The organism is Croceivirga lutea (assembly GCF_014235875.1).
GTDB classification, from domain to species: Bacteria; Bacteroidota; Bacteroidia; order Flavobacteriales; family Flavobacteriaceae; genus Croceivirga; species Croceivirga lutea.
In genome coordinates this window covers 397,399-412,474 of sequence record NZ_JACJUK010000003.1, presented here as the reverse complement: position 1 = coordinate 412,474, position 15,076 = coordinate 397,399, and the positions used below count along the sequence as shown (strand labels likewise).

Sequence of the window (15,076 nt, the reverse complement as noted above, 5' to 3'; positions counted from 1 at the left end):
AATGGCAGGAGTAAAAGCCGCTGAAGTCTCAGCAATATTAAAACAACAATTATCAGGTTTTGAAGCATCAGCTTCATTAGACGAGGTAGGTACCGTATTACAAGTAGGTGATGGTATTGCCCGTGTTTACGGTTTGTCAAACGCCCAGTACGGAGAGTTAGTGGAGTTTGATGGTGGTATGAACGGTATTGTACTTAACCTTGAAGAAGACAACGTTGGTGTTGTATTGTTGGGTCCATCAAAAGAAATTAAAGAAGGTGCCACCGTTAAACGTACACAACGTATTGCTTCTATCAATGTTGGTGAAGGTATTGTTGGCCGGGTGGTAGATACTTTAGGTAATCCAATAGATGGTAAGGGTGCTATTGCTGGTGAAACTTACGAAATGCCTTTAGAGCGTAAAGCTCCTGGAGTTATTTATCGTCAGCCGGTTAACGAACCATTACAAACAGGTATTAAGGCAATTGACGCAATGATTCCTGTTGGTCGTGGTCAACGTGAGCTTGTAATTGGTGACCGACAAACTGGTAAAACAACAGTTTGTATTGATACCATTCTTAATCAAAAAGAATTTTACGATGCTGGTGAGCCAGTTTATTGTATCTATGTTGCTGTTGGTCAAAAGGCTTCAACCGTTGCGGCTATTGCTAAAACTTTAGAAGATAAAGGTGCCTTAGCTTATACCACAATAGTGGCAGCTAATGCTTCTGACCCTGCTCCAATGCAGGTGTATGCTCCTTTTGCTGGTGCAGCTATTGGAGAGTACTTTAGAGATACGGGTAGGCCAGCTTTAATAATCTATGATGATTTATCTAAACAAGCCGTTGCCTACCGTGAAGTTTCTTTATTATTAAGAAGACCACCAGGACGTGAGGCATACCCAGGTGACGTTTTCTACTTACATTCAAGATTGTTAGAGCGTGCTGCAAAAGTTATTGCAGATGACGGTATTGCAAAAGATATGAACGACTTGCCAGAATCGCTTAAACCTATCGTAAAAGGTGGTGGATCATTAACGGCACTTCCTATTATTGAAACGCAAGCAGGTGACGTTTCTGCATATATTCCTACCAATGTAATTTCGATTACTGATGGTCAGATTTTCTTAGAGCAAGATTTGTTTAACCAAGGTGTGCGTCCTGCAATTAACGTAGGTATCTCTGTATCTCGTGTAGGTGGTTCGGCTCAGATTAAATCAATGAAAAAAGTGGCAGGTACCCTTAAGCTTGACCAAGCACAGTTCCGTGAATTAGAAGCGTTTGCTAAGTTTGGGTCTGATTTAGATGCGGCTACTTTAAATGTAATTGAAAAAGGTAGAAGAAACGTTGAGATTCTTAAGCAAGCTCAGAACGACCCATTTACGGTGGAAGACCAAGTAGCCATCATTTTTGCAGGTTCTAAGAACTTATTAAGAGATGTGCCTGTAAATAAGGTTAAAGAATTTGAAAGAGATTACTTAGAATTCTTAAATGCAAAACACAGAGGAGTACTAGACACCTTAAAATCAGGTAAATTAACCGATGAGGTGATTGATACTTTAACATCTGTAGCTAAAGAATTATCTAGCAAATACAAGGCGTAAGTTAATTGTTGTTGCTGAAATAGTGTTCAGAAAATAACTATTCAAATTCCAGAATTAAGGAATATAAAGAATACCAATGGCGAACTTAAAAGAAATACGAAATAGGATTTCATCGGTTAAATCAACAATGCAGATAACATCTGCAATGAAGATGGTATCTGCTGCTAAGTTGAAAAAAGCACAAGACGCTATTACGGCCATGAGACCTTATGCAAATAAGTTAACAGAATTGCTTCAAAATTTAAGTGCAAGTTTAGACGGTGATTCTGGTAGTAAGTTTGCAGAAAATAGAGAAGTAAAGAAAGTTTTAATCGTAGCCATAAACTCCAATAGAGGTTTGTGTGGGGCTTTTAATACGAACATTATTAAACAAAGTGCTTCTCTTTTTCATGGCAAATATGGTGGTAGAGAAGTAGCGTTTATGACCATTGGTAAAAAAGCTAATGATATTCTTTCAAAACAGTTCACAATAGTGGCAAATCATAGCGCTGTTTATGATGATTTAAGTTTTGATAATGTAGCTGAAATTGCTGAAGAATTAATGACGTATTTTATTGAAGGTAAATATGACAGAATAGAATTGGTATATAATCGATTTAAAAATGCTGCAACTCAAATTGTAACAACAGAACAGTTTTTACCTATTGAGCCTGTTGAAGGAGAAGTAAGTACTAATGCTGATTACAAATTTGAACCTTCGAAAGAAGAAATAATTGAACAGTTAATTCCAAAGTCTTTAAAAACGCAATTATACAAAGCTATACGAGATTCTTTTGCAAGTGAGCATGGTGCACGTATGACTGCTATGCATAAAGCAACAGATAATGCTTCTGAATTAAAAGATCAACTTACGTTAACGTATAATAAAGCTAGACAAGCTGCAATTACGAACGAAATTTTAGAGATAGTAAGTGGGGCGGAAGCGCTAAACAACTAAGACTTCAAATTGTTTTAAAAGTTTAAAAGCCTCACATTTGTGGGGCTTTGTTTTTATATGGCAGCCAAAAAAACCGCATTACTATTTATTTTCATAACCATTTTGGTTGATGTTATTGGTATTGGGATTATTTTACCGATTATCCCTGACTTTATCATGCAATTAACCGGTGAGGGAACACATAAAGCGGTTATCTATGGCATGTGGCTCACAACAGCATTTGCAGGCATGCAGTTTTTCTTTTCACCAGTTTTAGGTGAATTATCAGATAAATTTGGGCGTAAGCCTATTCTATTACTTTCTCTTTTAGGGCTTAGTATAGACTATTTAATTCATGCCTGGGCACCAACAATTATTTGGTTGTTTATTGGTCGTTTTTTAGCTGGTATAACAGGGGCAAGTTTTACTGTGGCTTCTGCCTACATAGCAGATATTAGTACGGCAGAAGAAAAAGCCAAAAACTTTGGTTTAATTGGCGCTGCTTTTGGTCTTGGTTTTATTATAGGGCCCGGTATTGGAGGGTACTTTGGAGAAATTAATATCAGATTACCGTTTTACATAGCAGCTGGCCTAACTTTTGCCAATTTTATTTTTGGTTTATTGGTAGTACCAGAGTCGTTAAAATCAGAAAACCGCAGAGCTATAAATTTCTACAAGATGATACCTGGGGTGTCCTTGGTAGGGTTACGTAATTATAAAGGTGTTTTATTGTTAATAAGTGCTTTTTTTCTAGCCAACTTGGCGGGGCAGGCTTTACCTTCGGTTTGGTCCTATTTTTCTATAGAACGTTTTAATTGGAGCCCAAAGGAAATAGGAGTTTCTTTGGTTGCCGTAGGTGTTTTAGTAGCATTTGTACAAGGGTTTTTAGTTGGAAAGGCAAATACTTGGTTTGGAAAAAAAAATGTAGTTACATACGGTTTCTTATTTTGGACATTGGGCATGTTTTTATTCTCTCAAGCTTCAGAACCATGGATGTTATATGCTTTTTTAATTCCATATGCTTTAGGAGGTGTTGCTGGACCCACCGTGCAAGGAATCATTTCTAATCAGGTATCAGAAAAGGAACAAGGAAATCTACAAGGATCTATTACCGGTTTAGTAAGTATAACGGCTATTCTAGGACAGTTACTATTTGCTCCAATTTTCTATTATTTTGTGCGCCCAGAAACAGAAATCTACTTTCCTGGCGCATCATTTGCTTTAGCAGCAGTTTTGTTGTTAGTGGCCTTTATTTTAGCCAAAATTGCAATGAACCGAATCAATTTACAATAGTGACTATCAGTTAATTCAAAATCAAGATGAAAAACTATGGTTTTAGCTTTGGCATCAATTTTGGTTTTATATCTTTAAATAAAGCTTTACACAATGAAAAATGCTGCAGTAATTTTAGTTTTAACAATGTTTTCTTATATGGGATGTGCTCCACAAAAATCATTTGTTAAGAACCCTCCTTTTGAGGTTGGAGAAGCAGTTTGTTACAACTGGGTTGGTGGTCGTGCGGAATCAGGTAAGGGTACTGTAGTTTCTATTCCACTTTCAGGAGAATCAATAGAAAATATAACTTTTAAACAACTATTCTTTAGAGGAAAGGCTACAAACATTAAATTAGAAAAAATTGAATCTGGTTGGGTTGCAAAAGGTAATTTCTATGAAACCAAAACAGAAAAGCCTGATAGAATAATGCACTCAGACGCTGAAAAGGAAGTTGGTAATCAACCACCCATGATACCAGAAAAAATTCCTTTTGAGTTGGCAGATAATGAGGGCGTAATCAGCTATATAGAAGGAGAAATTGTTAAGTATGTGAAGTTAAAAGATGTGAAGGAAACCAAACAAAAAATCCGTCAATAAGCTATTATACGTACTTTTATTAAAATAACAACCCTGAAGTTAAGCTTCAGGGTTTCTTATACAATTGCATAACAGCCATTGAATCCACTTAAAAAACTTTTTCAGCAGACTTTTATATATGGTTTGGCAACCGTATTACCACGAATGATTTCTTTTATTCTGGTAATGATTCATACCGGGGCAATGATGCCAAACACCTATGGTGATGTTTCTCTTGTTTTTGCTTGGTTTGCCATATTTAATGTGGTTTTGGCTTACGGTATGGAAACTGCTTTTTTTCGTTTTTTCCACAAGGAAGATGACAAAGATTTGGTAGTATCTACTTCTTTAATTAGCATACTTCTTTCAACAATATCCTTTGCTACAATAGCATTTTTATTTAAAAACACCTTTTCTAGTTTATTAGAGGTGAACCCCACAATTGGAGCTCTTATAATTGGAATTTTAGCTTTAGATGCTTTAACAGTTGTACCATTTGCTTGGCTAAGAGCAAAAGAACGGCCCATAAAATATTCTATTGTTAAAGTAGTAAGTGTAGCTATCAACTTTGGTTTAAATATTTTCTTGCTTATTACTTTACCCAAATTGGCAAATGGCAATTCAGAATCTTATTGGGCCAAAATTTATATCGAAAATTTTCAACCAGAATATGTTTTTATTGCCAATTTAGTTGCTAGTGCTGTGGCGCTACTTTGGATTTGTGGTTTATATTTTGATAACTCGTATCGCTTTAGTAAAATACTACTCAAAAAAATGCTGAAATACGCTTTACCTGTTATGATTGCAGGTATTGCATTTACTATTAATGAGGTGGTAGACCGTATTTTATTATCAAAATTAATTTCTCCAGAAAATGTGGCTAAAACAGAGATAGGTATGTATTCAGCTTGTTATAAATTGGCGGCTTTTATGACGCTATTTGGCACAGCATTTCGTTTAGGAGTCGAGCCTTTCTTTTTTAGTCATGCAGAAACTGAAAATCCTCAGAAAACCTATGCCCATATTACCACCTATTTTGTAATTATTGGAAGTGTAATCTTTTTGGGTGTTCTTGTTTTTGCAAATCCATTAAAAGAATTGTTTATAAGAGACGAGGCCTACTGGGAAGCAATGAAAATTGTTCCAATAGTGCTATTAGCAAGTTTCTGTTTAGGAATTTACCACAACCTATCTGTTTGGTATAAAGTGACAGATAAAACACGCTTTGGGGCTTATATTTCAAGTATAGGAGCTATACTAACTTTGTTAATTAACTTCATATTTATACCAAAATATGGATATTTAGCTTCGGCTTGGGCAACACTAATAGCATACGGTAGTATGATGTGTTTATCGTACTATCTAGGCAGAAAACATTATCCAATCCCATATAATATGCGTAAAATATTTTTTTATTCATTTATAGCAATAGGATTTGCACTTATTTCATTTTATGGTTTTAACCGAAACTTAATAGTAGGCTCCTTACTGCTTTTAGTATTTTTGGGGCTGATTTATAAACTCGAAGGCGATAAGCTCAAAAAAATATTCTTAAAAAGTGAAAGTTGATATTATTAACAAGTCTAAACATCCACTGCCCCATTACGAAACAAATGCGTCGGCTGGAATGGACCTTAGAGCCAATATTTCTGAATCAATTACGTTAAAACCACTGGAAAGAACCATTGTTAAAACAGGTTTATTTATTGCTTTACCAGTTGGTTATGAAGCTCAGGTACGACCACGTAGTGGCTTAGCGGCCAAAAAAGGGATCACCGTTTTAAATGCTCCGGGTACAGTTGATGCTGATTACAGAGGAGAAATTGGAGTAATATTGGTTAATCTTTCTAATGAAGATTTTGTAATTGAAGATGGTGAGCGTATTGCACAACTCGTAATTGCAAAACATGACAGAGCTGATTGGATAGAAGTGGAAGAATTGTCTGAGACTGCTCGTGGTGCTGGTGGATTTGGAAGTACAGGCACAAAATAACAACATTTAAAACCCTAACTATGAAAATAATTGTCCCAATGGCTGGTCGTGGCTCTAGGTTACGCCCACATACATTAACTGTTCCTAAACCACTTGTGCCTGTCGCAGGCAAACCAATTGTGCACAGATTGGTAAGTGATATTACTAAAGTTTTAGGGGAACCTATTGAAGAAATTGCTTTTATACTTGGTGATCCTGCTTTTTTTGGAGAAGATGTAGTTGAAAGTTTAAAAAATCTGGCAATTGGGCTTGGAGCCAAGCCAAGTATTTACAGACAATTAGACCCAAAAGGTACTGGGCATGCTATTATGTGTGCAGAACCTTCTTTAAGCGGGCCAGCTGTGATTGCCTATGCAGATACGTTAATAAGAGCTAGTTTTGATTTAGATAAAAATGCAGATAGCGTTATCTGGACAAAAAAGGTGGATAATCCAGAGGCTTACGGGGTGGTAAACCTAAATGAAAATGGTCATATAGTAGAATTGGTAGAAAAACCAAAAGAATTTGTAAGTGATCAAGCTGTAATTGGTATTTATTATTTTAAGGATGTTGCCGTACTGAAAAATGAATTGCAATACGTTTTAGATAACGACATAATTAATGGTGGTGAATATCAAATCAACGATGGTATTAAACGCATGATGGCTAATGGAAAAGTTTTTGTAACCGGTAAGGTTGATGAATGGATGGATTGTGGTAATAAGAATGTAACTGTAGAAACCAATCAAAGAATGCTTGGCTTTTTAGAGGCTGATGGTGAAGAATTAATTTCTAATGATATTTCTCAAGAAAATGCAAACATTATTCCTCCTTGTTTTATTGGAGAAAATGTAATTTTAAAAGATTGTACTGTAGGTCCGTTTGTATCAATAGGTGCTAATACAACAATAGCAAATTCAACAGTTAAAAATAGTCTAATCCAAAGTAATACTACTATTAAAAACGCTAATTTGGATAATGCAATGATAGGTAATCATGTAAAATATGATGGTAAATTTGAAACTGTCAGTATTGGTGATTACTCGGTACTGGAATAGAAAATAGATAAAATGATAAAAAAGGCTACAGTTTTTTGGTTAACAATATCACTAAATGCTGTAGCCTTTTTATATGCTCAAGAATCACCTTCTAATACCATTGAAGAAGAGGAAAGTGCTGAGGTGTTTTTAGAAGAATATACAGATAAGTTTCAAGACCTCTTTTTCGAAGCACTAAAACAAAAGAGCATTCAAAACTATGATCGTGCCATTAATTTATTTTTAGAGTGTAAACTCTTACAAAAACAAGACGCAACCATAAATCACGAGTTAGCTAAAACATACCTTGCCGATAAAAATGCTATAGAAGCTCAGAAGTCGGCATTAGAGGCAGTTGCAGCAGAACCTGAAAATTATTGGTTTTTAAATACCCTGGTAACTGTTTTAGAAGAACTGAACAACCCTATTGAACGTATCAAAGAACAAATTCCGTTTACCAATCAAAAGCTCCAGCAGAACTTAGCTTTGATTTATTATAAACAAGAAAAGTATGCTGATTCTAAAAAAATACTAAATGGTATTACTAATAAAAGTTTTAAAAATCAGCTTCTTTCTAAAATTGAAGACACAACTAAAGCTAACAAACGCAGTAGTATAATTGAAGAAGATATTGTTTCAGAAAAAGTAGTAAGTGAAAATCCTGCTGAGGTTTTAAAAATTGAATTTGAAACATTAATTGCCTCCAAAGAATTTAAAAAGTTGCAAATCAAAGCTGCAGATGCTGTGGAACGTTATCCTTTACAACCCTATTTTTACTATGCTTATGGTGTTGCACTTAATAATACAGGAAATGCTAATAAAGCAATCGAAGTTTTGCAATCCGGACTAGATTTTTTATTTGAACCTACACTTTTAACTACTTCAATTTATGAAGAACTTGCTGATGCCTATACTAAATTAGGCAATGCATCTAAAGCAAATGAGTACCTTAGTAAGCTAAAATCTGGTTTATAAACATGGTTAAATTTCATAGAATTGGTAGAGCCTTAGTAGTTTTACTTGTTTCATTTGTATTACTATCTTCTTGTAAACCAACAAAGGGTATAGTAACGGGTGAGGTAAACCCTAAGCTATCTGTTAAAAAAACAATTCAAAATCATTATAATAATCACATAGAATTTACAACCCTTAGAGGTAGTTTTAAAATTGATTATGATGATGGTGATATTAGACAAAATGTTAGGGTTAGTTTTAGAATGAAAAAGGATGAGGTGATTTGGTTAAGTGCCCCTTTTAATGTAATTAAAGCAAAAATAACCCCTACAAAAGTTGAGTTTTTTAATAAATTAGATAATGAGTATTTTGAAGGAGAGTTTGAATACTTAAGTGGGCTATTGGGAACAGATATTGATTTTGAAAAACTTCAAAACGTTATGTTGGGTAATGCTATTTTAGATTTAAGAGATGATAAGTACAATCAAACTGTAGAAGACAACTCCTACGTTTTGCAGCCTAAAACTTTTAATGATATATATAAAATAAAGTTTTTGTTAGAGCCAGTACATTTTAAAATTGCATCTCAAGTAGTTTCTCAACCGTTAAAAGGTGGTATGTTTAATGCTAATTATCAATACCAAACTGTTTCAAACAAGGTAGTTCCCGAAAACGTCAAAATAGATGCTGTATCTGGCGATAAAAACATTAAAGTAGCAGTAGATTATAAGAATTTAGAATTTAATCAAGAGCTTAATTTTCCCTATAAAGTACCAAGTGGTTTTAAAAAAATTGAATTAGAGTAATCTATGCCAACAAATCTAAAGCAACTACTAACAATCCTACTCCTATCATGGGCGGGTATACTTTCTGCACAAAGTGGAGAACAACAAGCACTAGAAGCTAAAAAACGCAGACTACAGCAAGAGCGTGCCCAAATAAACAAACTTTTAGCAAATACTAAGAAGGAAAAAGGCAATGTGTTGGAACAGGTTGAAGGCTTAGATCAAAAAATTAATGTTAGCCAAGAATTAATACGTGTAACCAATCAACAAAGCAATTTACTAAACCGGCAGATTAACACCAACATTAGAAAAATTAGTAGGTTGAGAGAAGAGCTTAACGTTTTAAAGAATGATTATGCAGAGATGATTCAAAAATCATATCAGAATAAAAATCAACAAAACCGATTGTTATTTTTACTTTCTTCAGATGGTTTTTGGCAAGCATATAAGCGATTACAATATTTAAACCAATACACAAAGTTTAGGAAAAAGCAAGGTGAAGAAATTGCTATAAGTGCTCAGGAATTAATAGGTCTAAACAAAGAACTTGTTGCCCAGCGCAAGACAAAAGAACAACTACTTAATGAAAATCGCGTTCAGAAAGATGAATTAACCAAAGAAATAGCGGCTCAAAAAGCATTGCTGGCAACTATCAAAGTAAATGAAAGTAAATACGTTGCTCAAATTGAAGCACGTAAGCGAGAAGAAAGGAGAATCGATAAAGAAATAGACAGGTTAATTAGGAGTGCTATTGCATCAAGCAATAAAAAAACGGGTAGTTCTAGTAAAACATCCTTCACTTTAACTCCTGAGTCTAGGGCGCTAGCTGATAACTTTTCTGCAAACAAGGGTAAACTCAATTGGCCGGTTGAAAAAGGCGTTAAAAGTCAGGGTTATGGTGTTTATGCAGACAAAGTTTATCCTGGAATTAAGCATTTAAATAATGGGGTTACCATAGCAACGGAAAAAGGAGAAAAAGTTCGTGCCATTTTTCAAGGAGAAGTAATGACCATTTATACCAATAGAAGAGGAATTAAAGGAGTTTATGTTAGACACGGAGATTATATAAGTTTTTATCTTAATCTTTCAGAAGTTTATGTTGAAAAGGGCGATAAGATAGCCCTGAATGAACCATTGGGTGAAGTATATACCAATCCTACAAACAATTCTACTAAACTTAAGTTTTACTTATACCAAAACACCACAAAACTTAATCCGGAAGAATGGATTTATAGATTATAAATTATGGAAGAGCTAACTAATTTACAAGGAACATTTACATTACATAATGGAGTTAAAATGCCCTATTTTGGTTTAGGAGTTTATCTTTCACAAGATGGTTCTGAGGTAATAAATGCTGTTAAATGGGCATTAGAAAGTGGTTATCGTCATATTGATACCGCCGCAATTTATAAAAATGAAGAGGGTGTAGGTGAAGGTATTCGCCAAAGTGAAGTAGCAAGAGAAGACATATTTGTGGTAAGTAAAGTTTGGAATGCTGACCAAGGGTATGATTCCACTTTAAAAGCATTTGATAAAAGTTTAGAACGGCTAGGGCTAGATTATCTAGATTTATACCTCATTCATTGGCCAGTGGCGGGCAAGTATAAAGAAACTTGGAAAGCACTGGAACACTTGTATGCGCAAGGTAAGGCTAAAAGCATTGGGGTTAGTAATTTTTTACGGCATCATTTAGAAGATTTGCTTCCTCAAGCGCAGGTAGTACCTATGGTTAATCAAATGGAGTTTCACCCTTACTTAGTTCAACAAGAACTGTTAGATTTCTGTAAAGCACACAAAATTCAATATGAAGCTTGGTCTCCAATGATGCAAGGGAAGATATTTGAAATGGATGAGTTCAAACAATTGGCTAAAAAGTACCGTAAAACCATAGCGCAATTGGTATTGCGATGGGATCTTCAAAAAGGGGTGGTTACCATTCCAAAATCTTCAAAGAAAGAACGAATTATAGCAAATGCCCAAATTTTTGATTTTGAGATTTCTTCGGAAGATATGCAAACCATCGATGACCTTCACAAAGGTCAACGGTTTGGACCCGACCCAGATAATTTTGATTTTTAGTTTTTAATGAATAATGCTTTAAGCTCTGTAGCGTCATTAGGCTGCATTTTACCTGCTAGTACCAAACTCAATTGTTTTCTACGTAATGCTGCGGCATAACGTTCTTTTTCTAATGTAGATTCTGGTTCTAAACCAGGAACTTCGGTTGGTGTGCCTTGCTCGTCAACAGCTACAAAAGTGTATATAGCCTCATTTGCTTTTACTTTTTCACCACTAATTCTGTCTTCCATCCAAACATCAATATAGATTTCCATTGATGTTCTAAATGCCCTAGAAACCGCTGCTTCTACAGTTACAACGCTTCCTAAAGGAACAGACCTATTAAATGCAACATGATTTACAGATGCGGTAACCGTTATTCTTCTGCTATGGCGTCTTGCGGCAATACTCGCCGCTCTATCCATACGAGCAAGAAGTTCTCCTCCAAAAAGATTATTTAATGGGTTGGTTTCACTGGGTAGAACCATATCTGTCATAACCGTTCTAGACTCACTTGGTGTCTTTGTGTGCATCTGAATATTTTTTACAAAGATATTGTGTCTTTCTAGCTAAAACCTAAAGAATAAACGCTTATTTGGTGGCAAGTAACCAAGCGTCAGAAGAAACAGTTCTTTTAATACTTCTAAGATTTTGTAAGGCTTCTTTTTTAGATGCGTAACCTGCAAATGCTACTTGGTGTAGACCAAACCTATTTTCGCCTGCATATTCAGCCTTAAATCCTTTGTTTTCTAGTTGGTTTATTTTTTTGTCTGCGTTTGTTTTTTCTCTAAAAGCTCCTGCGATAATATAATAACGAGGCCCCTTAGGTTCATCTTCCTTTTTCTCAACTTTTATTTTTAATGCAGGAAATGTCAATGGGTCATTATCAAAGAAAGTTGCCTCTTGTATGTATTTTACAACTTCATTATCAACTTGTTCTTGAACTAATACATCAGTCTCTTTATACCTCTCTGAAATCAAGTATCCTGTAGTTCCAATTGTGGCAGTTAATAAAACTAATGCAGCATATTTTGCCCAAGGAATAAAAGTTGATTTTTTTCGTCTTTCAGGGGTGAATTTAAGTGGAGCCTTACTTTCTAATTGTTCAACTTCAGCTTTTAAAGTTTCACGGTTAATTGGAGTTGCAGATACGGGGACAAAACCAAAGGAAGAAAGTAAATAGTTATGCTGGTTTTCTGGTGTAAACTCAATCTTTTTTGAAGCATTCATTCCCAATTGGCCAATACCTTCTAATTGAAGTTTTTCACCAGCAAGCATTTTCTCTTTCCAAGTATTAGAGGTAATTAATACTTGTTCTAACATATCATCATAAGGCAAACGCTTTACTTTAGCAATGTAAGAAACGAGTAGTCCGTCATTTTTAGATAATTGCTCATTAAAAGCAATTTTCTTTGTTGGGGGTGTAATTAATTTGGTGTCAGCTTCAATAACCGCTGATGCTGTGTTAGTTAAAAACGCTCCTAACTCAGGTACAATTACACAATTATATCTGTAAAGCAATTCCACTATATAGAGCTCCATTCGCATAACGGCAAATATTTAAAAAATTAAACTTTGGTAAAAACTACTTGCCTAAATTTTATTAACATTATTGCAGTAATATTATAGAATCTATTAACATTTGAGTAGAACCATGAAAAGTGAAGAGTTAATTAACTTACTTCGGCTTCAGAAAATTCCGAATATCGGAGATGTCAATGCTAAAAAACTTCTAGAGCGTTGTGGTAGTGCTACAGCCATTTTTGAAGAAAAAATAACTAGTTTAAATAAAATTGATGGAATTGGCACAGTTAAGCTATCGCAACTCTTTAACACCGAGTTTTTAGATGCGGCGGAAAAGGAGTATGATTATATTACTACAAACAAAATTGAATATTCTTATTTTAAAGATAGCCACTATCCTAAGAATCTTAAACATTGTATAGATGCACCTATTTTGCTTTTTCAACGGGGGCGTATTTCTATCCCAAACAAGAAAATAATAAGTATTGTTGGTACACGTAATATGACATCTTACGGTCAAGCTTTTTTAGAAGAATTTATATCAGAAATTGCACCGTTAAATCCTATAATCGTTAGTGGTTTTGCATACGGAGTAGATATTTATGCTCATCGTATGGCCATGGAAAATAATTTACAAACCATTGGTTGTTTAGCCCATGGGTTAAACCAGATTTACCCTAAAGTACATCAAAAATATGTAACGAAGGTTGAAGAAAATGGTGGTTTTTTTACTGAGTTCTGGAGTACCAGTAATCCTGACCGCGAGAATTTTTTAAAACGGAACAGAGTAATTGCAGGTCTTAGCGAGGCAACTATTGTTGTGGAGTCTGCAGAGAAAGGAGGTAGTTTGGTTACTGCAGATATTGCCCACAGTTATCACAGAGATGTTTTTGCATTACCTGGTAGAAATACAGATAAATACAGTAAAGGCTGTAATAATCTTATTAAACACCAAAAAGCTCATATGCTGAATTCTGTTGCCGATTTAATATATATGCTAGGGTGGAAATTAGAAGAAGAATCTAAACCCATACAGAAACAGCTATTTATAGATTTGAACGAATCTGAAAGAACTATTTACAACTATTTGCAAGCTAATGGAAAAGAGCTGTTAGATATTATAGCTATGGAATGTAAGATGCCTATTTTTAAAGTATCTTCAACTCTTTTGAATATGGAATTAAAAGGAGTTGTTCGCCCTTTACCCGGAAAACTTTTTGAAGCTATTTAATAACCTACCTTTTCTCGTACTCGTTTTAATACCTCATCAGCAACTTTTGTTGCCTTTTCTGCACCAATGGCCAATGCTTCTTCAACTTCATTTAGGTTATTCATGTAATATTCAAATTTTTCTCTTGGTTCCTCAAATTTTTGAATTATGAGTTCGTAAAGTGCCTGTTTAGCGTGGCCATACCCGTAATTGCCTGCTAAATAGTTCGCAGACATCTCTTCAATTTGTTCTTGACTACCCAATAGTTTGTACAACGCAAAAATATTGTCTTTAGCAGGGTCTTTAGGTTCTTCCATTGGCGTACTATCAGTGACAATACCCATGATTTGCTTTCGAAGCTTTTTGTCTGGTTGAAATAAATTGATAATGTTGCCCTTGCTCTTACTCATTTTTTCACCATCAGTACCCGGCACGTACATGGTGCTTTCTTGCAATTTGGTTTCTGGCAAAACAAAGGTTTCACCAAATTTTGTATGAAATCTAGAAGCAACATCTCTAGTCATCTCTAAATGCTGAGATTGGTCTTTTCCAACAGGTACAATTTCTGCATCATATAATAATATGTCTGCTGCCATAAGCATTGGATAGGTAAACAAACCGGCGTTTACATCTTCTAGGCGGTCGGCTTTGTCTTTGAAAGAATGTGCTAATGTCAAACGCTGATACGGGAAAAAGCAACTTAAATACCAAGATAACTCAGTTACCTGAGGAACATCACTTTGGCGATAAAAAACGGTTTTAGTAACATCAAGGCCAAAAGCTAACCAGGTTGCTGCTGTGGCATAAGTGTTATTGCGCAATGTTTCACCATCTTTTATTTGTGTTAACGAGTGCATATCTGCAATAAATAAAAAAGACTCATTGGTAGGGTCTTCTGCCATTTCAATAGCAGGTATAATTGCTCCTAAAATATTACCTAAATGGGGGGTTCCAGTACTTTGAATTCCAGTTAAAATTCTTGACATGCGTTACTTTTAAGGTGTAAATGTAACATTACAATTAAAATTATAAAAACACTTTATAGTAAGAGTATTTTAAGATGCTCAACCATGAAGTCTAGTGTACTAAAAATTATATTTTAGCTAAGTGTTGTTATTTTTTACAAAATTAGGTCAAGCGGTTTATCGCATTTGGTTTTATACTTTAGTAGCATTGCCTATTGT

The 15,076-nt window shown here is 34.8% G+C and carries 15 protein-coding genes; 12 read left to right on the top strand and 3 right to left on the bottom strand.

Annotated features, from left to right (window positions below):
- Nucleotide 1: 1 nt before the first annotated feature.
- The 11 genes from atpA (at nt 2) to H5V42_RS08075 (ending at nt 11,179) form a co-directional block, all read left to right on the top strand.
- Complete coding sequence (gene atpA / locus H5V42_RS08125) at nt 2-1,582, top strand: F0F1 ATP synthase subunit alpha (RefSeq protein WP_185782641.1); 1,581 nt, start codon at nt 2-4, stop codon at nt 1,580-1,582.
- A 76-nt stretch (nt 1,583-1,658) separates the two neighbouring features.
- Nucleotides 1,659-2,519: an ATP synthase F1 subunit gamma gene (gene atpG, locus H5V42_RS08120; RefSeq protein ID WP_185782640.1), complete on the top strand. Its 861-nt coding sequence runs from the start codon at nt 1,659-1,661 to the stop codon at nt 2,517-2,519.
- Between the two features lie 57 nt (nt 2,520-2,576).
- Nucleotides 2,577-3,791: an MFS transporter gene (locus H5V42_RS08115; protein WP_185782639.1), complete on the top strand. Its 1,215-nt coding sequence runs from the start codon at nt 2,577-2,579 to the stop codon at nt 3,789-3,791.
- A 93-nt stretch (nt 3,792-3,884) separates the two neighbouring features.
- Entirely contained in the window at nt 3,885-4,370 is a 486-nt protein-coding gene (locus H5V42_RS08110; protein ID WP_185782638.1) for a hypothetical protein, read from the top strand.
- A 78-nt stretch (nt 4,371-4,448) separates the two neighbouring features.
- Nucleotides 4,449-5,918: a lipopolysaccharide biosynthesis protein gene (locus H5V42_RS08105; RefSeq protein WP_185782637.1), complete on the top strand. Its 1,470-nt coding sequence runs from the start codon at nt 4,449-4,451 to the stop codon at nt 5,916-5,918.
- Entirely contained in the window at nt 5,908-6,342 is a 435-nt protein-coding gene (gene dut, locus H5V42_RS08100) for a dUTP diphosphatase (protein ID WP_185782636.1), read from the top strand. The genes H5V42_RS08105 and dut overlap by 11 nt, the downstream gene beginning before the upstream one ends.
- A gap of 20 nt (nt 6,343-6,362) precedes the next feature.
- Nucleotides 6,363-7,379, top strand: a complete 1,017-nt coding sequence (locus H5V42_RS08095) for a sugar nucleotidyltransferase (protein WP_185782635.1) — start codon at nt 6,363-6,365, stop codon at nt 7,377-7,379.
- A 12-nt stretch (nt 7,380-7,391) separates the two neighbouring features.
- Complete coding sequence (locus H5V42_RS08090) at nt 7,392-8,333, top strand: tetratricopeptide repeat protein (RefSeq protein WP_185782634.1); 942 nt, start codon at nt 7,392-7,394, stop codon at nt 8,331-8,333.
- A 2-nt stretch (nt 8,334-8,335) separates the two neighbouring features.
- Nucleotides 8,336-9,118, top strand: a complete 783-nt coding sequence (locus H5V42_RS08085; RefSeq protein WP_185782633.1) for a DUF4292 domain-containing protein — start codon at nt 8,336-8,338, stop codon at nt 9,116-9,118.
- Between the two features lie 3 nt (nt 9,119-9,121).
- Nucleotides 9,122-10,339 carry a murein hydrolase activator EnvC family protein gene (locus tag H5V42_RS08080; RefSeq protein ID WP_185782632.1) on the top strand — a complete coding sequence of 406 codons (1,218 nt, stop codon included), beginning with the start codon at nt 9,122-9,124 and terminating at the stop codon, nt 10,337-10,339.
- A gap of 3 nt (nt 10,340-10,342) precedes the next feature.
- Nucleotides 10,343-11,179: an aldo/keto reductase gene (locus tag H5V42_RS08075; RefSeq protein ID WP_185782631.1), complete on the top strand. Its 837-nt coding sequence runs from the start codon at nt 10,343-10,345 to the stop codon at nt 11,177-11,179.
- Here the strand turns inward: H5V42_RS08075 and H5V42_RS08070 are convergent.
- Nucleotides 11,176-11,691, bottom strand: coding sequence for an acyl-CoA thioesterase (locus H5V42_RS08070; protein ID WP_185782630.1), 516 nt, complete (start codon nt 11,689-11,691; stop codon nt 11,176-11,178). The two genes, H5V42_RS08075 and H5V42_RS08070, sit on opposite strands and share 4 nt — an antisense overlap.
- A 58-nt stretch (nt 11,692-11,749) precedes the next feature.
- The gene (locus H5V42_RS08065) at nt 11,750-12,706 is read right to left on the bottom strand and encodes an HU domain-containing protein (RefSeq protein ID WP_185782629.1); all 957 of its coding nucleotides are present in this window, start codon (nt 12,704-12,706) and stop codon (nt 11,750-11,752) included.
- Between the two features lie 106 nt (nt 12,707-12,812).
- Here H5V42_RS08065 and dprA point away from each other — a divergent pair, with 106 nt between their 5' ends.
- The gene (gene dprA / locus H5V42_RS08060; RefSeq protein ID WP_185782628.1) at nt 12,813-13,913 is read left to right on the top strand and encodes a DNA-processing protein DprA; all 1,101 of its coding nucleotides are present in this window, start codon (nt 12,813-12,815) and stop codon (nt 13,911-13,913) included.
- On the opposite strand, the gene trpS is transcribed toward dprA, so the two are convergent.
- Nucleotides 13,910-14,878 (bottom strand): tryptophan--tRNA ligase, encoded by a 969-nt coding sequence (gene trpS / locus H5V42_RS08055; protein ID WP_185782627.1) that lies wholly within the window; start codon nt 14,876-14,878, stop codon nt 13,910-13,912. The genes dprA and trpS overlap by 4 nt on opposite strands.
- Nucleotides 14,879-15,076 lie beyond the last annotated feature (198 nt).

Coding starts and splice junctions, on each gene's coding strand:
- H5V42_RS08115 (WP_185782639.1), top strand. CDS start 2,577: ATGGCAGCCAAAAAAACCGCATTACTATTTATTTTCATAACCATTTTG.
- trpS (WP_185782627.1), bottom strand. CDS start 14,878: ATGTCAAGAATTTTAACTGGAATTCAAAGTACTGGAACCCCCCATTTA.
- dprA (WP_185782628.1), top strand. CDS start 12,813: ATGAAAAGTGAAGAGTTAATTAACTTACTTCGGCTTCAGAAAATTCCG.
- H5V42_RS08085 (WP_185782633.1), top strand. CDS start 8,336: ATGGTTAAATTTCATAGAATTGGTAGAGCCTTAGTAGTTTTACTTGTT.
- atpA (WP_185782641.1), top strand. CDS start 2: ATGGCAGGAGTAAAAGCCGCTGAAGTCTCAGCAATATTAAAACAACAA.
- H5V42_RS08110 (WP_185782638.1), top strand. CDS start 3,885: ATGAAAAATGCTGCAGTAATTTTAGTTTTAACAATGTTTTCTTATATG.
- H5V42_RS08065 (WP_185782629.1), bottom strand. CDS start 12,706: ATGCGAATGGAGCTCTATATAGTGGAATTGCTTTACAGATATAATTGT.
- atpG (WP_185782640.1), top strand. CDS start 1,659: ATGGCGAACTTAAAAGAAATACGAAATAGGATTTCATCGGTTAAATCA.
- H5V42_RS08070 (WP_185782630.1), bottom strand. CDS start 11,691: ATGCACACAAAGACACCAAGTGAGTCTAGAACGGTTATGACAGATATG.
- H5V42_RS08090 (WP_185782634.1), top strand. CDS start 7,392: ATGATAAAAAAGGCTACAGTTTTTTGGTTAACAATATCACTAAATGCT.
- H5V42_RS08075 (WP_185782631.1), top strand. CDS start 10,343: ATGGAAGAGCTAACTAATTTACAAGGAACATTTACATTACATAATGGA.
- H5V42_RS08080 (WP_185782632.1), top strand. CDS start 9,122: ATGCCAACAAATCTAAAGCAACTACTAACAATCCTACTCCTATCATGG.
- H5V42_RS08095 (WP_185782635.1), top strand. CDS start 6,363: ATGAAAATAATTGTCCCAATGGCTGGTCGTGGCTCTAGGTTACGCCCA.